Genomic DNA, 16,513 nt, shown 5'->3' on the forward strand with positions numbered 1-16,513 from the left:
AAGGAACGGACGCTTCCTTTGTACTCACCCTCTCGGGCTTTCCTCCGGGCGCTTCCCTTCGGTCTTGCGTTTCCGACTCTATCAGATCTTTCCGATCCGATTTCCTCGGTGCTTTCCAGGTTCCCGCTTCCGCGTTTCCCTTTCCGGCGGATCCGACTTTATCAGAAGTTCTGAGTCGGATTTCCCGCCCCCTGCGGGGCAGGTCCGGGCACATGAAGTGACCGGGTTCCCCTCGGGCGGAGCCGTAAACGTACTGGAGCGGGGCGCCCCGATGCAAATCGAGGCGCCCCGCTCCTGAGTCAGGCTGCCGTGGGCCGACGGGTCGTCAGACCTCCACGACCACCGGCAGGATCATCGGCCGGCGCCGGTAGTGGTCCGAGACCCACTTGCCGAGGGTCCGGCGCACCAGTTGCTGAAGCTGGTGCGGTTCGACCACGCCGTCCTGGGCCGAGCGCTCCAGCGTCTCGGTGATCTTCGGGATGACGTCCGCGAAGGCGGAGTCCTCGATGCCGGAGCCGCGGGCCTGGATGTGCGGGCCTCCCGTGATCTTGCCGGTGGAGGAGTCCACCACCACGAAGACCGAGATGATGCCCTCGTCGCCGAGGATCTTGCGGTCCTTCAGAGCCGGCTCGCCCACGTCGCCGACCGACAGGCCGTCGACGTAGACGTATCCGGCCTGGACCTTGCCCGCGATCTTGGCCTTGCCCGCGACGAGGTCGACGACGACGCCGTCCTCGGCGATGACGATGCGGTCGTGCGGGACGCCCGTCAGGGCGCCCAGCTCGGCGTTGGCGCGCAGGTGGCGCCATTCGCCATGGACCGGCATGAGGTTCTTCGGGCGGCAGATGTTGTAGAAGTACAGCAGCTCGCCGGCCGAGGCGTGGCCCGAGACGTGGACCTTGGCGTTGCCCTTGTGGACGACGTTGGCGCCCCAGCGGGTCAGGCCGTTGATCACGCGGTAGACCGCGTTCTCGTTGCCGGGGATGAGCGACGACGCCAGGATCACGGTGTCGCCCTGGACGATGCGGATCTGGTGGTCGCGGTTGGCCATCCGGGACAGGGCGGCCATCGGCTCGCCCTGGGAGCCCGTACAGACCAGGACCACTTCGCTGTCCGGCAGGTCGTCGAGCGTCTTGACGTCCACGACCAGGCCCGGCGGGACCTTGAGGTAGCCGAGGTCGCGTGCGATGCCCATGTTGCGGACCATCGAGCGGCCGACGAAGGCGACCCGGCGGCCGTACTCGTGGGCCGCGTCCAGGACCTGCTGGATGCGGTGGACGTGGCTGGCGAAGCTGGCCACGATCACGCGCTTGCGGGCGCCGGCGAAGACCTGGCGCAGGACGTTGGAGATGTCCCGCTCGTGCGGGGTGAAGCCCGGCACTTCCGCGTTCGTGGAGTCGGAGAGGAGAAGGTCGATGCCTTCTTCGCTCAGACGTGCGAAGGCGTGCAGGTCGGTCAGGCGGTTGTCCAGCGGGAGCTGGTCCATCTTGAAGTCGCCCGTGTGGACAACCATGCCCGCGGGGGTGCGGATGGCCACGGCGAGGGCGTCCGGGATGGAGTGGTTGACCGCGACGAACTCGCAGTCGAAGGGGCCGATGCGCTCGCGGTTCCCCTCGGACACCTCGAGGGTGTACGGGCGGATGCGGTGCTCCTGGAGCTTGGCCTCGATGAGGGCCAGGGTCAGCTTGGAGCCGATCAGCGGGATGTCCGCCTTCTCGCGCAGCAGGAAGGGGACACCGCCGATGTGGTCCTCGTGACCGTGGGTGAGGACGATGCCCTCGATGTCGTCGAGGCGGTCCCTGATGGACGAGAAGTCCGGCAGGATCAGGTCGATTCCGGGCTGCTCCTCCTCGGGGAAGAGCACTCCGCAGTCGACGATCAGCAGGCGGCCGCCGTACTCGAAGACGGTCATGTTCCGGCCGATCTCGCCGAGGCCGCCGAGCGGGGTGATCCGTAGTCCGCCGTCGGGGAGCGGCGGGGGCGGGGCCAGTTCAGGATGCGGATGACTCAAAAGACTCTCCTCACCACACACGCCACGTACCGGTTGGGCACGTGGCGCGCATGACGTTCGTGCAGAAGCAGTTGTCGTTGTGGGGTGCAGGCGCCGGTGGCCTGCTTATTCAGTTGTGAAGTCAGGTGCGCGGCGAGCGCGCGAAGTCTGTGTTTAGAGCTGTACCCCGCCGGCAGCAAGATCGATCTTGAGCTGCTCGATCTCCTCGGGAGAGCACTCCACCATGGGGGCGCGCAGCGGTCCCGCGGGCAGCCCCTGGAGGGCGAGCGCCGCCTTGGTCGTCATGACGCCCTGGGTGCGGAACATGCCGGTGTAGACCGGGAGCAGCTTCTGGTGGATCTCGGTGGCCTTCTGGACGTCACCGGAGGTGTACGCCTCGATGAGCGCGCGCAGGTCCGGGGTGACGACATGGCCGACGACCGAGACGAAGCCGACCGCACCCACGGAGAGCAGAGGCAGGTTCAGCATGTCGTCGCCGGAGTACCAGGCGAGCCCGGAGCGGGCGATGGTCCAGCTGGCACGGCCGAGGTCGCCCTTGGCGTCCTTGTTGGCCACGATGCGCGGGTGCTCCGCGAGCCGGACGATCGTCTCGGTGCTGATCGGGACGCCGCTGCGGCCGGGGATGTCGTAGAGCATGACGGGCAGGCCGGCGCTGTCGGCGATGGCCTTGAAGTGCCGGTACAGGCCCTCCTGCGGGGGCTTGTTGTAGTACGGCGTGACGACCAGCAGGCCGTGTGCGCCCACCTGCTCCGCGTCGTCGGCGAGCTCCAGGCTGTGCCGGGTGTCGTTGGTGCCGACCCCGGCCACCACGTGCGCCCGGTCGCCGACGGCCTCCAGCACGGCGCGTACGAGGTCCTTCTTCTCCGCGTTGCTGGTGGTGGGGGACTCGCCGGTGGTGCCGTTGACGATCAGGCCGTCATTGCCTGCGTCCACCAGGTGCGTGGCGAGCCGCTGCGCGCCGTCGAGATCGAGTACGCCGTCCGCCGTGAAGGGCGTGATCATGGCGGTGAGGACCCGCCCGAAGGGGGTCTGCGGAGTCGAGGTCGGAGCCATGGGATACACGCTACTCGTTGTGCACGGCCGGGTCTTCCCTCGGGGGGTGCGGCAAAGTCAGGACAAATAAGGAGCCCGGCACTGCCTGCTCGGGGGTTCAAGCAGTGCCGGGTCCGTTTGATCAGGCTAGATGAACTTCTCTAAATGCCGCAATACGGACACCTCGCGAGGCTGACGCCGCGCTGCCGCACCGACCGCTCCGGGGCGGTCGGGTCACGGTGCCACCCGGCCGTTCGCGTTGAAGGCGGCGTACGTGAGGGGCATGAGCCTGGCCCACTCCGCCTCCATGCGCTCGCCCACCATCTCGATCTCGCGCTGCGGGAAGGACGGGACCTTGGCCAGCTCGTGCTGGGTGCGCAGGCCGAGGAAGTGCATCAGCGAGCGGGCGTTGCACGTGGCGTACATCGAGGAGAACAGGCCGACCGGGAGGACCGAGCGGGCCACCTCGCGGGCCACCCCGGCGGCGAGCATCTCCTGGTACGCCTCGTACGCCTGCCGGTAGGAGTCCTCCATGACGCGGCCGACGAGCTCCTGCTGGGCCTGGGTGCCCTCCACGAAGACGTACTTGCCGGGGCGGCCCTCCTGCACGAGCTTGCGGGACTCGTCCGGGACGTAGAAGACGGGCTGGAGCTCCCGGTAGCGGCCACTCTCCTCGTTGTACGACCAGCCCACGCGGTGCCGCATGAACTCGCGGAAGACGAAGATCGGGGCGCTGATGAAGAAGGTCATCGAGTTGTGCTCGAAGGGGCTGCCGTGCCGGTCCCGCATCAGGTAGTTGATCAGGCCCCTGGAGCGCTCCGGGTCCTTCTTCAGCTCGTCCAGGGACTGCTCTCCGGCGGTGGAGACACGGGCGGCCCACAGCACGTCGGAGTCGGCCGCGCTGTGCTTGACCAGTTCCACGGTGACATCGCTGCGGAAGCTGGGTTTGAGGTCGGCGGCGGGGGTGTCGGTCACGGCTGGGGAGGTCCTTCCATCACGTCTTCGGGCGGCGCCCACTCTACGGCCCGGCTCCGACAACGGGGCGATCGGTGCCGGGTCACGACATACGTCGGCGAATTTCTGTGAATTCGGTGAAACCGGGCACCAATTGGAGCGTTCGTCCGTCTGCCCTCATGACGTTCACCCCCTTCGCCCCCCGAGAGGAGACGACCTCCCGATGCTCCGCCGGCGCGAGCCCGTTCCCTTCGCCTTCGTCGCCGAGGCCGACCGGTTCCGCAGCAATGTCACTCCCCCGCCCCGTGAGCGGGCCTCGCTCGGGCAGCTGGCTGGGCGCGCGCTGCTCGGTCTCACCCTCGTCGCCGGTCTCGTCGGCTCGCTGGTGATCGGTACGCCGGCCCTGTCGACCGACACCGGCGACGGCACCCAGCAGTCGCTGGCGTCCGACGGGCGCTGACCCCTTCGGGCCCCCAAGGGTGGTGAGTGGTCAGCCGGCTCGGTAGCCTCACCGGGCACAGCCCATGCATGGATTGAGTGAGGACCAGCCGTGCCCCTGCCCTTCCTGACGGCCGACCGCGCGTTCGAGGCAGCCGACGACGTCGCGCTGCCCTTCGACGACCACGAGCGCTGGCGGCGGCCCTACCGTCCCGGGCCGTGGCGGGTGGGCGCGGCCGCGCTGTGGCTGCTGCTCGCCTCCTACGTGCTGTTCGCCGCGGTCATCATCGCGCTGACCGGCACCCTGGCCGCGGCCGCCTCCGTGTTCGGCGTCGCGCTGGTCGTCATCGCCGGGGCGCTGCGCATGCTGCGCATCGGCGTGTGGGTGAGCTCCCAGGGACTGCGTCACGTCCGGTTCCTCACCACCCGTACGGTGCCCTGGCAGCAGGTCGCCGCCGTGCGGACGGTGCAGCAGCCGGTGCGCTGGCTGGGGCTGCCCCGGACCGTGCAGGGGCAGGCGCTGCTGCTCGTACGCCAGGGCCGTGGAGCGGATGACATGCCCGTGCTGATGACCACGCACAGCGCGGACTTCCTCGCCCGTCTCGCCGCGTTCGACCGGGCCACCGACGCCGTCGAGGCGTGGGCCGCGGAGAACGCGCGCGGCTGAGCCGGAGTACGCGTGAGGGGCCGGTCCACGGTGGTGGGCCGGCCCCTCACGCATACGGGTCAGACGTCGGCGGTCCGGCCGTCGTGCAGGGCGATGGCGCGCTGCATGGCCTTGCGGGCCCGCGGGGTGTCACGGGCGTCGTGGTAGGCGACGGCCAGGCGGAACCAGTTGCGCCAGTCGTCGGGCGCGGCCTCGGTCTCGGCCTTGCGCCGGGCGAAGACCTCGTCGGCGGAGTCGCGGTCGATACGGCCGCTGGGCGTGCGCCGCAGCTCGTCGCGGGGCAGGCCGCCCTCGGCGTCGAGCTGGGCGGCCAGCGCGTTGGCCCGGCGGACGAACTGGGTGTTCTTCCACAGGAACCACACGCCGATGACCGGCAGGATCAGCACGGCCACACCGAAGGTGACCGTGAGGACGGTGCCGGACTGGATGAGCATGACGCCCCGGCTGCCGACCAGGACGAAGTAGACGACCAGAACGGCGGCCGTCACGGCGTAGGAGATCTTCGCGCGCATCAGTGGGGTCTCGTGTCAGCTCAGGTCCAGGAAGTGCTCCAGGCCGAAGGTCAGGCCCGGAGTGGTCACCACCCGCCGCGCGCCGAGCAGGATGCCCGGCATGAAGCTGCTGTGGTGCAGGGAGTCGTGGCGGACGGTGAGGGTCTCGCCCTCGCCGCCGAGGAGGACCTCCTGGTGGGCGAGCAGGCCGCGCAGCCGGACCGCGTGGACCGGCACCCCGTCGACGCTGGCGCCGCGGGCGCCCTCCAGGGCGGTCTCCGTGGCGTCCGGCGCCGGTGCCGTGCCCGCCGCCCGGCGTGCCTCGGCGATGAGCTGAGCGGTGCGGGTGGCGGTGCCGGAGGGGGCGTCGACCTTCTTCGGGTGGTGCAGTTCGACGACCTCGACGGACTCGAAGTAGGGCGCTGCGATCTGCGCGAACTTCATCGTCAGGACGGCGCCGATGGAGAAGTTCGGCGCGATGAGCACACCCGTCTTCGGGGAGGCGTCGAGCCAGCCGCGGAGCTGCGCGAGACGGTCGTCGGTCCAGCCGGTCGTCCCGACGACAGCGTGGATGCCATGGCCGACGCAGTACTCCAGGTTGGCCATCACCGAGTCCGGCGTGGTCAGTTCGACGGCCACCTGGGCGCCCGTCTCCGCCAGGGTCTCCAGCTTGTCGCCCCGGCTCAGGGCGGCGACCAGCTCCATGTCCTCGGCGGCCTCGACCGCCCGTACCGCCTCGGAGCCGATCCGGCCCTTGGCGCCGAGGACCGCCACGCGCAGCTTGCTCATCTCTTGTGCTTCCTTCAACCGGGGATGGTCAGGCGACGGCGTCGTGCAGCCGGGACGCCTGCTTGTCCTTGAGCGGGCCGATGACCGACAGCGAGGGCCGTGCGCCCAGGATGTCGCGGGCGACCGCGCGCACGTCGTCGGGGGTCACGGCCGCGATGTGGGACAGCATGTCGTCGACGGACATCTGCTCGCCCCAGCACAGCTCGCTCTTGCCGATACGGTTCATCAGCGCGCCGGTGTCCTCCAGGCCGAGGACCGTGGAGCCGCGGAGCTGGCCGATGGCGCGGTCGATCTCGTCGTCGGACAGGCCGTGCTCGGCGACCTGGTCGAGCTCGTCCCGGCAGATCTTCAGCACGTCGTGGACCTGCGAGGGACGGCAGCCCGCGTACACCCCGAACAGACCGCAGTCGGCGAAGCCGGAGGTGTACGAGTACACGCTGTAGGCCAGGCCGCGCTTCTCGCGGACCTCCTGGAAGAGACGGGATGACATGCCGCCGCCCAGGGCGGTGTTGAGGACGCCGAGCGCCCAGCGGCGCTCGTCGGTGCGGGCCAGGCCGGGCATGCCGAGGACGACGTGCGCCTGCTCGGTCTTGCGGCCGATCAGATCGACGCGGCCGGCCGCCCGGATGGTGCGCCGTCCGTCGCGCGGGGCGACGGGGACCGCCGCCGGGTCCTTGAAGGCGCCCGCCTTCTCGAACGCGGCACGGACCTGCCGGACGACCTTCTGGTGGTCGACGTTGCCCGCTGCGGCCACGACCAGGTGCGTCGGGTCGTAGTGCTTCTTGTAGAAGCGGCGGACACGGTCCGCGGTGAGCGCGTTGACGGTGTCCACGGTGCCGAGGACGGGACGGCCGAGGGGGTTGTCGCCGAACATGGTGTGCGCGAACAGGTCGTGCACACAGTCGCCCGGGTCGTCCTCGGTCATGGCGATCTCCTCGAGGATCGCGCCGCGCTCGACGTCGACGTCCTCCTCGCGGATCAGCGAGCCGGTCAGCATGTCGCAGACGACGTCGATGGCGAGCGGCAGGTCGGTGTCGAGCACGCGCGCGTAATAGCACGTGTACTCCTTCGCCGTGAAGGCGTTCATCTCGCCGCCCACCGCGTCGACCGCGGCGGAGATGTCCAGGGCGGACCTGCGGGCCGTGCCCTTGAACAGCAGGTGTTCCAGGTAGTGCGTGGCGCCGTTCAGCGCGGGCGTCTCGTCCCGGGAGCCCACGTGGGCCCAGATGCCGAAGGTCGCCGAGCGGACCGAGGGCAGGGTCTCGGTGACGATGCGCAGACCACCGGGGAGGGTGGTCTTGCGGACCGTGCCGATGCCGTTCCGGCCCTTGATCAGGGTTTGGGTACGGGCGACGGCCCGCGCCTCCGAGGAGGTGCGGGCCGTCGCCGTGGAGCTGATCGACGTCACTTGTCGGCGTCGTCCTTCTGGTCGGCGGAGTCCTCTTCGCCCTCAACCACGGGGACGAGGGAGAGCTTGCCGCGGGAGTCGATCTCGGCGATCTCGACCTGGACCTTCTGGCCCACGCCGAGGACGTCCTCGACGTTCTCCACGCGCTTGCCGCCGGCGAGCTTGCGGATCTGCGAGATGTGCAGCAGACCGTCCTTGCCGGGCAGCAGCGAGACGAACGCGCCGAAGGTCGTCGTCTTCACGACGGTGCCCAGGTAGCGCTCGCCGACCTCCGGCATGGTCGGGTTGGCGATGCTGTTGATCGTGGCGCGGGCGGCCTCGGCGGCCGGGCCGTCGGCGGCACCGATGTAGATGGTGCCGTCGTCCTCGATCGTGATCTCGGCGCCGGTGTCCTCCTGGATCTGGTTGATCATCTTGCCCTTGGGGCCGATGACCTCGCCGATCTTGTCGACCGGGATCTTCACGGTGATGATCCGCGGCGCGTTCGGGGACATCTCGTCCGGCGTGTCGATCGCTTCCATCATCACGTCGAGGATGTGGAGGCGGGCGTCACGGGCCTGCTTCAGGGCGGCGGCCAGGACGGAGGCCGGGATGCCGTCCAGCTTGGTGTCGAGCTGGAGGGCGGTCACGAACTCCTTGGTGCCGGCGACCTTGAAGTCCATGTCGCCGAAGGCGTCCTCCGCACCGAGGATGTCGGTGAGGGTGACGTAGTGCGTCTCGCCCTCGATCTCCTGGGAGATCAGGCCCATGGCGATACCGGCGACGGGGGCCTTCAGCGGCACACCGGCGTTCAGCAGCGACATGGTGGAGGCGCAGACCGAGCCCATGGACGTCGAGCCGTTGGAGCTCAGCGCCTCGGAGACCTGGCGGATCGCGTAGGGGAACTCCTCGCGGGTCGGCAGGACCGGCACGACGGCGCGCTCGGCGAGGGCGCCGTGGCCGATCTCGCGGCGCTTCGGGGAGCCGACCCGGCCGGTCTCACCGGTGGAGTAGGGCGGGAAGTTGTAGTTGTGCATGTAGCGCTTGCGGGTCACCGGGGAGAGGGTGTCCAGCTGCTGCTCCATGCGGAGCATGTTGAGGGTGGTGACGCCCAGGATCTGGGTCTCGCCACGCTCGAACACCGCGGAGCCGTGCACGCGCGGGATGGCCTCGACCTCGGCGGCGAGCGTACGGATGTCCGTGAGGCCACGGCCGTCGATACGCTTCTTCTCCTTGATCACGCGCTCGCGGACGAGCTGCTTGGTCAGGGCGCGGTACGCGGCGGAGATCTCCTTCTCGCGGCCCTCGAACTCCGGGAGGAGCTTCTCGGCGGCGAGCGCCTTGACGCGGTCCAGCTCGGCCTCGCGCTCCTGCTTGCCGGGGATGGTCAGCGCGGCGGCGAGCTCCGGCTTCACGGCGGCGGCGAGGGCCTCGAGGACGTCGTCCTGGTAGTCCAGGAAGATCGGGAACTCGGCGGTCGGCTTGGCGGCCTTCGCGGCGAGGTCGGCCTGGGCCTTGCACAGGACCTTGATGAAGGGCTTCGCGGCCTCGAGACCGGCGGCGACGACCTCCTCGGTCGGCGCCTCGGCGCCGCCCTTGACCAGCTGGATGGTCTTCTCGGTGGCCTCGGCCTCGACCATCATGATCGCGACGTCGCCGTCCTCCAGGGTGCGGCCCGCGACGACCATGTCGAAGACGGCGTCCTCGAGCTCGGTGTGCGTGGGGAAGGCGACCCACTGGCCGTTGATCAGCGCGACGCGGACGCCGCCGATCGGGCCGGAGAAGGGCAGGCCGGCCAGCTGCGTCGACGCGGACGCGGCGTTGATCGCCACGACGTCGTACAGGTGGTCGGGGTTGAGCGCCAGGATCGTGGCGACGACCTGGATCTCGTTGCGCAGGCCCTTCTTGAAGGAGGGGCGCAGCGGGCGGTCGATCAGGCGGCAGGTGAGGATGGCGTCCTCGGAGGGACGGCCCTCACGGCGGAAGAAGCTGCCGGGGATCTTGCCGGCCGCGTACATCCGCTCCTCGACGTCCACCGTGAGGGGGAAGAAGTCGAGCTGGTCCTTGGGGTTCTTGGAGGCGGTGGTGGCCGACAGCACCATGGTGTCGTCGTCCAGGTACGCCACGGCGGAACCGGCGGCCTGCTTGGCCAGGCGGCCCGTCTCGAAGCGAATGGTGCGGGTGCCGAAGGAGCCGTTGTCGATGACGGCCTCGGCGTAGTGGGTCTCGTTCTCCACTAGCGTTTTCTCCGTTACTTGTCGTCTTTCGTCCGCCGACTGCCCGTGTGGCAGGGGGACGGTGGCGGAGAAGCGCTCCGTGCGGTGCGGGCCGGTCTTCGATCGAAGCACCCGGGGATCGCTTCCCCCGGGGGCCACTACCGAGGACCGGCGGCGGCTAGGCGCGCTTCTCCTCGTGTCGGTGGACCACTTGGTTTCCGTGTTCCACGTCATGCGTTGTGCTACCACACTACAAAGCGTGAGTGACAGTCCGCATGTTTCCGCACGTGCGGGCGGTTTCCCGCATGTACGGCAAAGGGAGCGGCCCCCGATTCACGGGAACCGCTCCCCTCATGGCGTCCTACTTGGCGCCCGCCGCACCGCGGCGGATGCCGAGGCGGTCGACCAGCGTACGGAAGCGCTGGATGTCCTTCTTGGCCAGGTACTGCAGAAGGCGGCGACGCTGACCGACCAGGATCAGCAGACCACGACGGGAGTGGTGGTCGTGCTTGTGGGTCTTGAGGTGCTCGGTCAGGTCGGAGATCCGACGGGAGAGCATGGCGACCTGGACCTCGGGGGAGCCGGTGTCGCCCTCCTTCTGGCCGAACTCGCTGATGATCTGCTTCTTCGTAGCGGCGTCGAGCGGCACGCGTACTCCTTGGGTGTCTTCTGTTGCCACCGAGTGCCCCTGGTCTGCATCTCAGGGGAGCTTCCGTGACTCGGGAGGCGGGGATCCGCTGGGCGCTGCCCCCAGGTGGACCGGGGGCGCGTACACAAACGGCCGTCACACAGCGTACCAGCACCGGGGCACACCCCCGGACGGAGGCCGCCCCGGTGGGAACGGCGTCAGAATCCGCCGCGGACCTCGGCGTACACGTCGAGGACGGCCAGGCAGATCGGCACCAGGGACAGCAGCACCATCGAGTCGGCGAGGTCCAGCATGCGGCCCCAGAAGGGGGACAGACCCTTCTGCGGGACGATCAGGGCGATCGCGATGAGCAGCAGCACGCCCGCGCCGACGGAGGCGCCGAGCCACAGGGTGCGCACGTCGACCGGTCCGGAGTTGCCCTGGAGCAGGTCCATGATGATGTCGGCCGGCGGGGAGATCGCGAGACCGAGGACCAGCAGGGCCAGGGTGACGATACCGGCCACGAACAGGCAGGTCACCTGTGCGGTGTAGCGGAAGAGCCGGGCGCGCAGCATCGCCGCGAGGCCGGTGCACAGGGCGAGCAGCTGGGCCCAGCCGCTGTCGCTGAAGCCGAGCACCGCGCCGGCCGAGCCGACGATGACCGCGGCGCAGCCGCCGACCAGGCCGAGCAGGAGCTCGTGGCCGCGGCTGGTCTGGGTCACGATGCGCTGGACGTCGACGGCCTCCAGGTCGCCGTCGCGGCCCTCGCGGCGGGCGCGGGCCAGGTCCTCGGGGTTGCGGAAGCCGATGGGGAGCTTGGCGAAGCGGGCCGACCAGCCGGGCAGGAAGCCGACGACGGCGAGGGCGACGACGGCGGTGCCGGCGGCGATCTCGCGGGGCTCGGCCTCGGTGAGCACACCGCAGAACACGGCGAGGGTGCCGATCGCGGAGGCGAGCGCGGCGGCCACGAACGGGGCGTCGCCCTGCGGCAGCAGCATGATCAGGACGACGGAGAACAGGAGTACGGCGACGCAGCCGACCAGGAACTGGACGCGTCCGGGGCCGTCTCCCGCGTCCTGCGGGATGGCGCCGGAGCCGGCGATCAGCGCGTGCGGCAGCGCCGAGATGCCGAGGGCGACGGCGGAGCCGCGGTCGTCGTAGACGCGGGCCCGGACGCCGGCGAGGGCGGTCAGGGCGAGCGCGGTGACTCCGGCGAGGATGCCCTGCAGTCCGTGCATGTCGTGCCGGACCGGGTCGGCGAACCAGAACACGAAGCCGAGCATGACCAGCAGCAGGGACCCGGCGACGAGACCGGCGAGCCGCATCAGGTTGTCGTTCCAGCTGCGCAGGTCCTGCTTGACGGCGGCGGCGATGGCGTCGACCACGTCGTCGTGCACGGCCGGCGGCAGCGAGTCCGCGAAGGTGCGCAGCAGCAGCACCTCGCCGTCCCTGACCCGGTGCTCCAGCAACGAACGGCTGGCGTCGAGCACCTGTCCCTCGCGGGTGACGAGGTGGTAACCCGAGGGGCTGGTGTCCGACTGGACCAGGCCCGAGAGCCTCACGATCTCGGGAAAGAGATCCTGGATCGGCAGGTCCTCGGGCAGCGCGACGTCGACACGGCTGTCCGGTGCCGCGATGGTGATTCGGCAGAAACCTGTCGAAGTCCCCGTGCTCACCTGGTGTTCCCCCTGCTAGACAAGGCTTCCTCGCGTCGCTCGTACGACGCGGTTGGCCACCCTATCCGTTGGGGCACCTGCCTCAGGAGCTACCTCCCGCATTCCTCCCAGGATTTGCGCCGCATCTCCATCCTCCTGGCTCCCTGGCCCCCTGCCCGCATCAGTAGGATCGACGCCTACGCGAACGACGCCTACGCGAAAAGAACGTCGCGGTACACGGGGGCGTCAATGCCAGGACGTATCAATCGCGAAGGATGAGTGCATCGGTGAGCGTCGTCATCATCAAGCGACCACCGCGGACAGTGCCCCCGGCCGTCCCGGACGGCGAGGTCAAACTCGAGACGCCGCCCGAGATTCCGCGCGAGGGCGACGAGAGCATGCTGATGAACCTGCTGCCCATGATGGGCATGCTGGGTTCGGTCGGCTTCTTCTTCATGCCCAACCTGCCCTCGTACATGAGGGTGGTCGGTGGTCTGATGCTGGCCTCGACGGTGGCCATGGCCATAGCCCAGTTCGCCAAGTCGCGGCAGGGCGGCGGCGCGGGCATGGCGCAGGACCGGCGTGACTACTTCCGCTACCTGGAGCAGGTCCGCAAGGACGTGCACAAGACCGCCGAACTCCAGCGGCAGAGCCAGCTGTTCCAGCATCCGGACCCGGAACAGCTGTGGGCGGTGGCGGCCGACAGCAGGCGGCTGTGGGAACGGCGCCCGACCGACGGCGACTTCGCCTCCGTGCGCGTCGGCCGCGGTGTCCAGCAGCTCAACACCCCGCTGGTGGCGCCCGAGACGGCGCCGAAGGAGGAGCTGGAGCCGCTGACGGCGGCGGCCATGAAGGCGTTCCTGGACGCGCACGGCAGCCTGTCCGACCTGCCCGTCGCGATCTCGCTGCGCGCCTTCTACCACGTGACGATCTGCGGCGAGACCGAGACGGTCTACGGCAACGCCCGCGCGACCCTGGCCCAGTTGGCGACTCTGCACTCCCCCGAGGACATGATGATCGCCGTCGTGGCGCATCCGTCCTCCGTGGAGGAGTGGGACTGGATCAAGTGGCTGCCGCACAGCCAGCACCCGAAGGCCAAGGACGGCGCCGGTTCGACCCGGCTCCTCTTCGACGACCTCGGTGAGCTGGAGGAGTCGCTGGCGGACCAACTGGGCGACCGGCCGCGCTGGAACCGCGAGGCGAACCCCGTCTACGACCAGCCGCACCTGATCGTCATCCTCGACGGCGGCACCGTGCCCCCGGACTCCGAGCTGGCCAGCAGCGAGGGCCTGCAGGGCGTCACCTTCCTGGAGATCGCCCCCGGCGAGCTGGAGGAGGAGCTGCGGGCCGGCCTCACGGCGTACGTGAAGCCGAAGCGGATGCAGCTGTTCGTCGGCCACGAGTCCGCGTACAGCGGCAGGCCGGACATCCTCAACGTGGCGCAGGCCGAGTCCCTGGCCCGCCAGCTCGCCCCGTTCCGGGTGGGCTCGGCGGAGGAGGGCGAGCCGCTGCTGTCCAACCTGGACTTCACCGACCTGATGGGCATCGGCGACGCCGGTACGGTCGACGTCTCGCGCACCTGGCGGCCGCGCACCCTGCACGAGCGGCTGCGGGTGCCGATCGGCGTCGGGGAGAACGGCGAGCCGGTCATGCTCGACCTCAAGGAGGCCTCCCAGGAGGGCATGGGCCCGCACGGCCTGTGTGTCGGCGCCACCGGTTCCGGCAAGTCCGAGGTGCTGCGCACGCTCGTGCTCGGTCTCGCGGTCACGCACTCCTCGGAGACCCTGAACTTCATCCTCGCGGACTTCAAGGGCGGCGCGACCTTCGCCGGGATGGCGGACATGCCGCACACCGCGGCCGTCATCACCAACCTGGCCGACGACCTCACCCTGGTCGACCGCATGCGCGACTCGATCATGGGTGAGACGCAGCGCCGCCAGGAGCTGCTGCGCTCGGCGGGCAACTACGCCAACCTGCACGACTACGAGAAGGCTCGGGCCGCGGGTGCCGCCCTGGAGCCGCTGGCCTCGCTGGTGATCGTGCTCGACGAGTTCTCCGAACTCCTCACCGCCAAGCCCGACTTCATCGACATGTTCATCCAGATCGGCCGGATCGGCCGGTCGCTGGGCATCCACCTGCTGCTGGCGTCGCAGCGCCTGGAGGAGGGCAAGCTCCGCGGTCTGGACACCTATCTGTCGTACCGGATCGGTCTGCGGACGTTCTCCGCCGCCGAGTCCCGTACGGCGATCGGTGTGCCGGACGCCTACCACCTGCCGTCGATCCCCGGCTCCGGCTACCTGCGCTACGACACCGACACGATGGTCCGCTTCAAGGCCGCGTACGTGTCCGGGCCGTACCACGGCGAGGGCCCGTCGCGGGTGAGCCGTTCGACGCAGCTGCGGCCCGCCCTGTTCACGGCGGAGCAGGTGGCGCTGCCCCCGCAGCCGGTCGTGGAGGAGCCGGAGCCCGAGAGCCGCGTGGACGACGCGCTGGCCGACACCGTCCTCGACGTCCTGGTCAGCCGCATGGTCAACCAGGGTCCGCCCGCCCACCAGGTGTGGCTGCCCCCGCTGGAGGAGGCGCCGTCGCTGGAGCAGTTGCTCCCGCAGCTCGCCGTCACTCAGGAACGCGGTCTGACCGCACCCGACTACACGGCCCTGGGCCGGCTGAACGTGCCGGTCGGCCTGGTCGACAAGCCGTTCGAGCAGCGGCGTGACGTGCTGTACCGGGACTTCTCCGGCGGTGCCGGTCACGGCCTGTTCGTGGGTGGCCCGCAGTCCGGCAAGTCGACCCTGCTGCGCACGCTGATCTCGTCCTTCGCGCTCACCCACACGCCGTCCGAAGTGCAGTTCTACTGCCTGGACTTCGGCGGTGGCGGCCTGATCTCCATGGACGGGCTGGCGCACGTCGGCGGCGTCGCCAACCGTCTGGACGCCGAGAAGGTGCGCCGTACGGTCAGCGAGGTCGAGGGCATCCTCAACGCCCGCGAGGAGTACTTCCGCGCCCACAACGTCGACTCGATCGCCACGTTCCGTCAGCGCCGGGCCTCGGGTCAGCTGCCCGACCAGCCCTGGGGCGACGTGTTCCTGGTCATCGACGGCTGGGCCACGTTCAAGACGGACTACGAGCAGCTGGAGTCGACCGTCACCGAGATCGCGACGCGCGGCCTCGGCTTCGGCGTGCACGTCGTCCTCACCGCGAGCCGATACACCGAGGTCCGGCCCGCCCTCAAGGACATGCTCCAGAACCGCATCGAGCTGCGGCTCGGTGACCCGACCGAGTCCGAGATCGACCGCAAGGTCGCGCAGAACGTCCCGGCGACCGTGCCGGGCCGCGGTCTGACCCAGGACAAGCTGCACTTCATGGCGGGTCTGCCGCGCGTCGACGGCTCCTCGGAGACGGAGGACCTGTCCGAGGCCACGTCCATCCTGATCCGGGGCATCAACGACAACTGGCAGGGCAGCCAAGCCCCGGCGGTGCGCCTGCTGCCCACGATGATGCCGGCGGACCGGCTGCCCAAGGGCTTCGAGCACCCGGACCGCGGTGTGGCCATCGGCATCGACGAGTCGTCGCTGTCGCCGGTCTTCGTCGACTTCGAGACCGACCCGCTGTTCATCGTGTTCGGTGAGAGCGAGTCCGGTAAGTCCGCGATGCTGCGGCTGCTCATCAAGCAGATCACCGAGCGGTACACGCCGGAGCAGGCGAAGATCGTCGTGGGTGACTACCGGCGCGCCCACCTGGAGGGCGTGCCCGAGTCGCACCTGTCGCGCTACTGCGCGGCGGCGCCGGCCCTGACGGAGACGCTGGAGGGTCTGGCCGGTTCGATGCACCGCCGGATGCCCGGCCCGGACGTCACGCCCGAGCAGCTGCGCAACCGCAGCTGGTACAGCAGCCCGGACGCGTTCGTCATCGTCGACGACTACGACCTGGTGGCGACCGGCGTGAACCCGCTGGCACCGCTGCTGGAGTACCTGCCGTTCGCCCGCGACATCGGTCTGCGCGTGATCATCGCGCGGGCGTCGGGCGGTGCCAGCCGATCGCTGTACGAGCCGGTGATGCAGCGGATGCGGGAGCTCGGCGCCCAGGGCGTCGTGCTCTCCGGCGACCGGTCCGAGGGCGCGCTCCTCGGCAACATCACGGCGACCCAGCTGCCGCCGGGACGTGGCTACTTCCACACCCGCCGGCGTGGTGGGCAGCTGATCCAGACGGGGTGGCTGCCGAACCGGTTCTGAGCGGGGGCTGTCG

The 16,513-nt window shown here is 69.8% G+C and carries 12 protein-coding genes; 3 read left to right on the top strand and 9 right to left on the bottom strand.

Features of this window, described 5'->3' with window-relative positions; translation table 11 throughout:
* Positions 1–325 precede the first annotated feature (325 nt).
* The 3 genes from ACFRAC_RS21735 to thyX all read right to left on the bottom strand — a co-directional run bounded on the left by ACFRAC_RS21735 (position 326) and on the right by thyX (position 4,018).
* Complete coding sequence (locus ACFRAC_RS21735) at positions 326–2,011, bottom strand: ribonuclease J (protein ID WP_382926004.1); 1,686 nt, start codon at positions 2,009–2,011, stop codon at positions 326–328.
* A gap of 153 nt (positions 2,012–2,164) precedes the next feature.
* Positions 2,165–3,064, bottom strand: coding sequence for a 4-hydroxy-tetrahydrodipicolinate synthase (gene dapA, locus ACFRAC_RS21740; protein ID WP_382926007.1), 900 nt, complete (start codon positions 3,062–3,064; stop codon positions 2,165–2,167).
* Positions 3,065–3,277: 213 nt separating this feature from the next.
* Positions 3,278–4,018 (bottom strand): FAD-dependent thymidylate synthase, encoded by a 741-nt coding sequence (gene thyX, locus ACFRAC_RS21745; RefSeq protein ID WP_382926010.1) that lies wholly within the window; start codon positions 4,016–4,018, stop codon positions 3,278–3,280.
* Positions 4,019–4,220: 202 nt separating this feature from the next.
* Here thyX and ACFRAC_RS21750 point away from each other — a divergent pair, with 202 nt between their 5' ends.
* Positions 4,221–4,457, top strand: coding sequence for a hypothetical protein (locus ACFRAC_RS21750; RefSeq protein ID WP_382926013.1), 237 nt, complete (start codon positions 4,221–4,223; stop codon positions 4,455–4,457).
* Between the two features lie 90 nt (positions 4,458–4,547).
* Entirely contained in the window at positions 4,548–5,102 is a 555-nt protein-coding gene (locus ACFRAC_RS21755) for a hypothetical protein (protein WP_382926015.1), read from the top strand.
* A 59-nt stretch (positions 5,103–5,161) separates the two neighbouring features.
* On the opposite strand, the gene ACFRAC_RS21760 is transcribed toward ACFRAC_RS21755, so the two are convergent.
* The 6 genes from ACFRAC_RS21760 to eccD all read right to left on the bottom strand — a co-directional run bounded on the left by ACFRAC_RS21760 (position 5,162) and on the right by eccD (position 12,289).
* On the bottom strand, positions 5,162–5,614 hold the full coding sequence (locus ACFRAC_RS21760; RefSeq protein ID WP_382926018.1) for a hypothetical protein: 453 nt from the start codon (positions 5,612–5,614) through the stop codon (positions 5,162–5,164).
* A 15-nt stretch (positions 5,615–5,629) separates the two neighbouring features.
* Positions 5,630–6,382, bottom strand: a complete 753-nt coding sequence (gene dapB / locus ACFRAC_RS21765) for a 4-hydroxy-tetrahydrodipicolinate reductase (protein ID WP_382926020.1) — start codon at positions 6,380–6,382, stop codon at positions 5,630–5,632.
* Between the two features lie 28 nt (positions 6,383–6,410).
* Entirely contained in the window at positions 6,411–7,790 is a 1,380-nt protein-coding gene (locus ACFRAC_RS21770) for a M16 family metallopeptidase (protein WP_382926023.1), read from the bottom strand.
* Positions 7,787–10,006 carry a polyribonucleotide nucleotidyltransferase gene (locus ACFRAC_RS21775; RefSeq protein WP_382926024.1) on the bottom strand — a complete coding sequence of 740 codons (2,220 nt, stop codon included), beginning with the start codon at positions 10,004–10,006 and terminating at the stop codon, positions 7,787–7,789. Before ACFRAC_RS21775 ends, ACFRAC_RS21770 begins: the two co-directional genes overlap by 4 nt.
* A gap of 340 nt (positions 10,007–10,346) precedes the next feature.
* Entirely contained in the window at positions 10,347–10,634 is a 288-nt protein-coding gene (gene rpsO / locus ACFRAC_RS21780) for a 30S ribosomal protein S15 (protein ID WP_030046008.1), read from the bottom strand.
* 197 nt (positions 10,635–10,831) lie between these two features.
* On the bottom strand, positions 10,832–12,289 hold the full coding sequence (eccD, locus tag ACFRAC_RS21785; RefSeq protein WP_382926029.1) for a type VII secretion integral membrane protein EccD: 1,458 nt from the start codon (positions 12,287–12,289) through the stop codon (positions 10,832–10,834).
* A 266-nt stretch (positions 12,290–12,555) separates the two neighbouring features.
* Here eccD and eccCa point away from each other — a divergent pair, with 266 nt between their 5' ends.
* Positions 12,556–16,500 carry a type VII secretion protein EccCa gene (gene eccCa / locus ACFRAC_RS21790; RefSeq protein WP_382926032.1) on the top strand — a complete coding sequence of 1,315 codons (3,945 nt, stop codon included), beginning with the start codon at positions 12,556–12,558 and terminating at the stop codon, positions 16,498–16,500.
* Positions 16,501–16,513: the final 13 nt, after the last annotated feature.

It is taken from the genome of Streptomyces sp. NPDC056628, from assembly GCF_042792555.1.
Taxonomy (GTDB): Bacteria; Actinomycetota; Actinomycetes; order Streptomycetales; family Streptomycetaceae; genus Streptomyces.

What these genes read in the sequence shown, in the direction of transcription:
- dapA (WP_382926007.1), bottom strand. Translation starts at nt 3,064, where the DNA reads ATGGCTCCGACCTCGACTCCGCAGACCCCCTTCGGGCGGGTCCTCACC.
- ACFRAC_RS21750 (WP_382926013.1), top strand. Translation starts at nt 4,221, where the DNA reads ATGCTCCGCCGGCGCGAGCCCGTTCCCTTCGCCTTCGTCGCCGAGGCC.
- ACFRAC_RS21760 (WP_382926018.1), bottom strand. Translation starts at nt 5,614, where the DNA reads ATGCGCGCGAAGATCTCCTACGCCGTGACGGCCGCCGTTCTGGTCGTC.
- dapB (WP_382926020.1), bottom strand. Translation starts at nt 6,382, where the DNA reads ATGAGCAAGCTGCGCGTGGCGGTCCTCGGCGCCAAGGGCCGGATCGGC.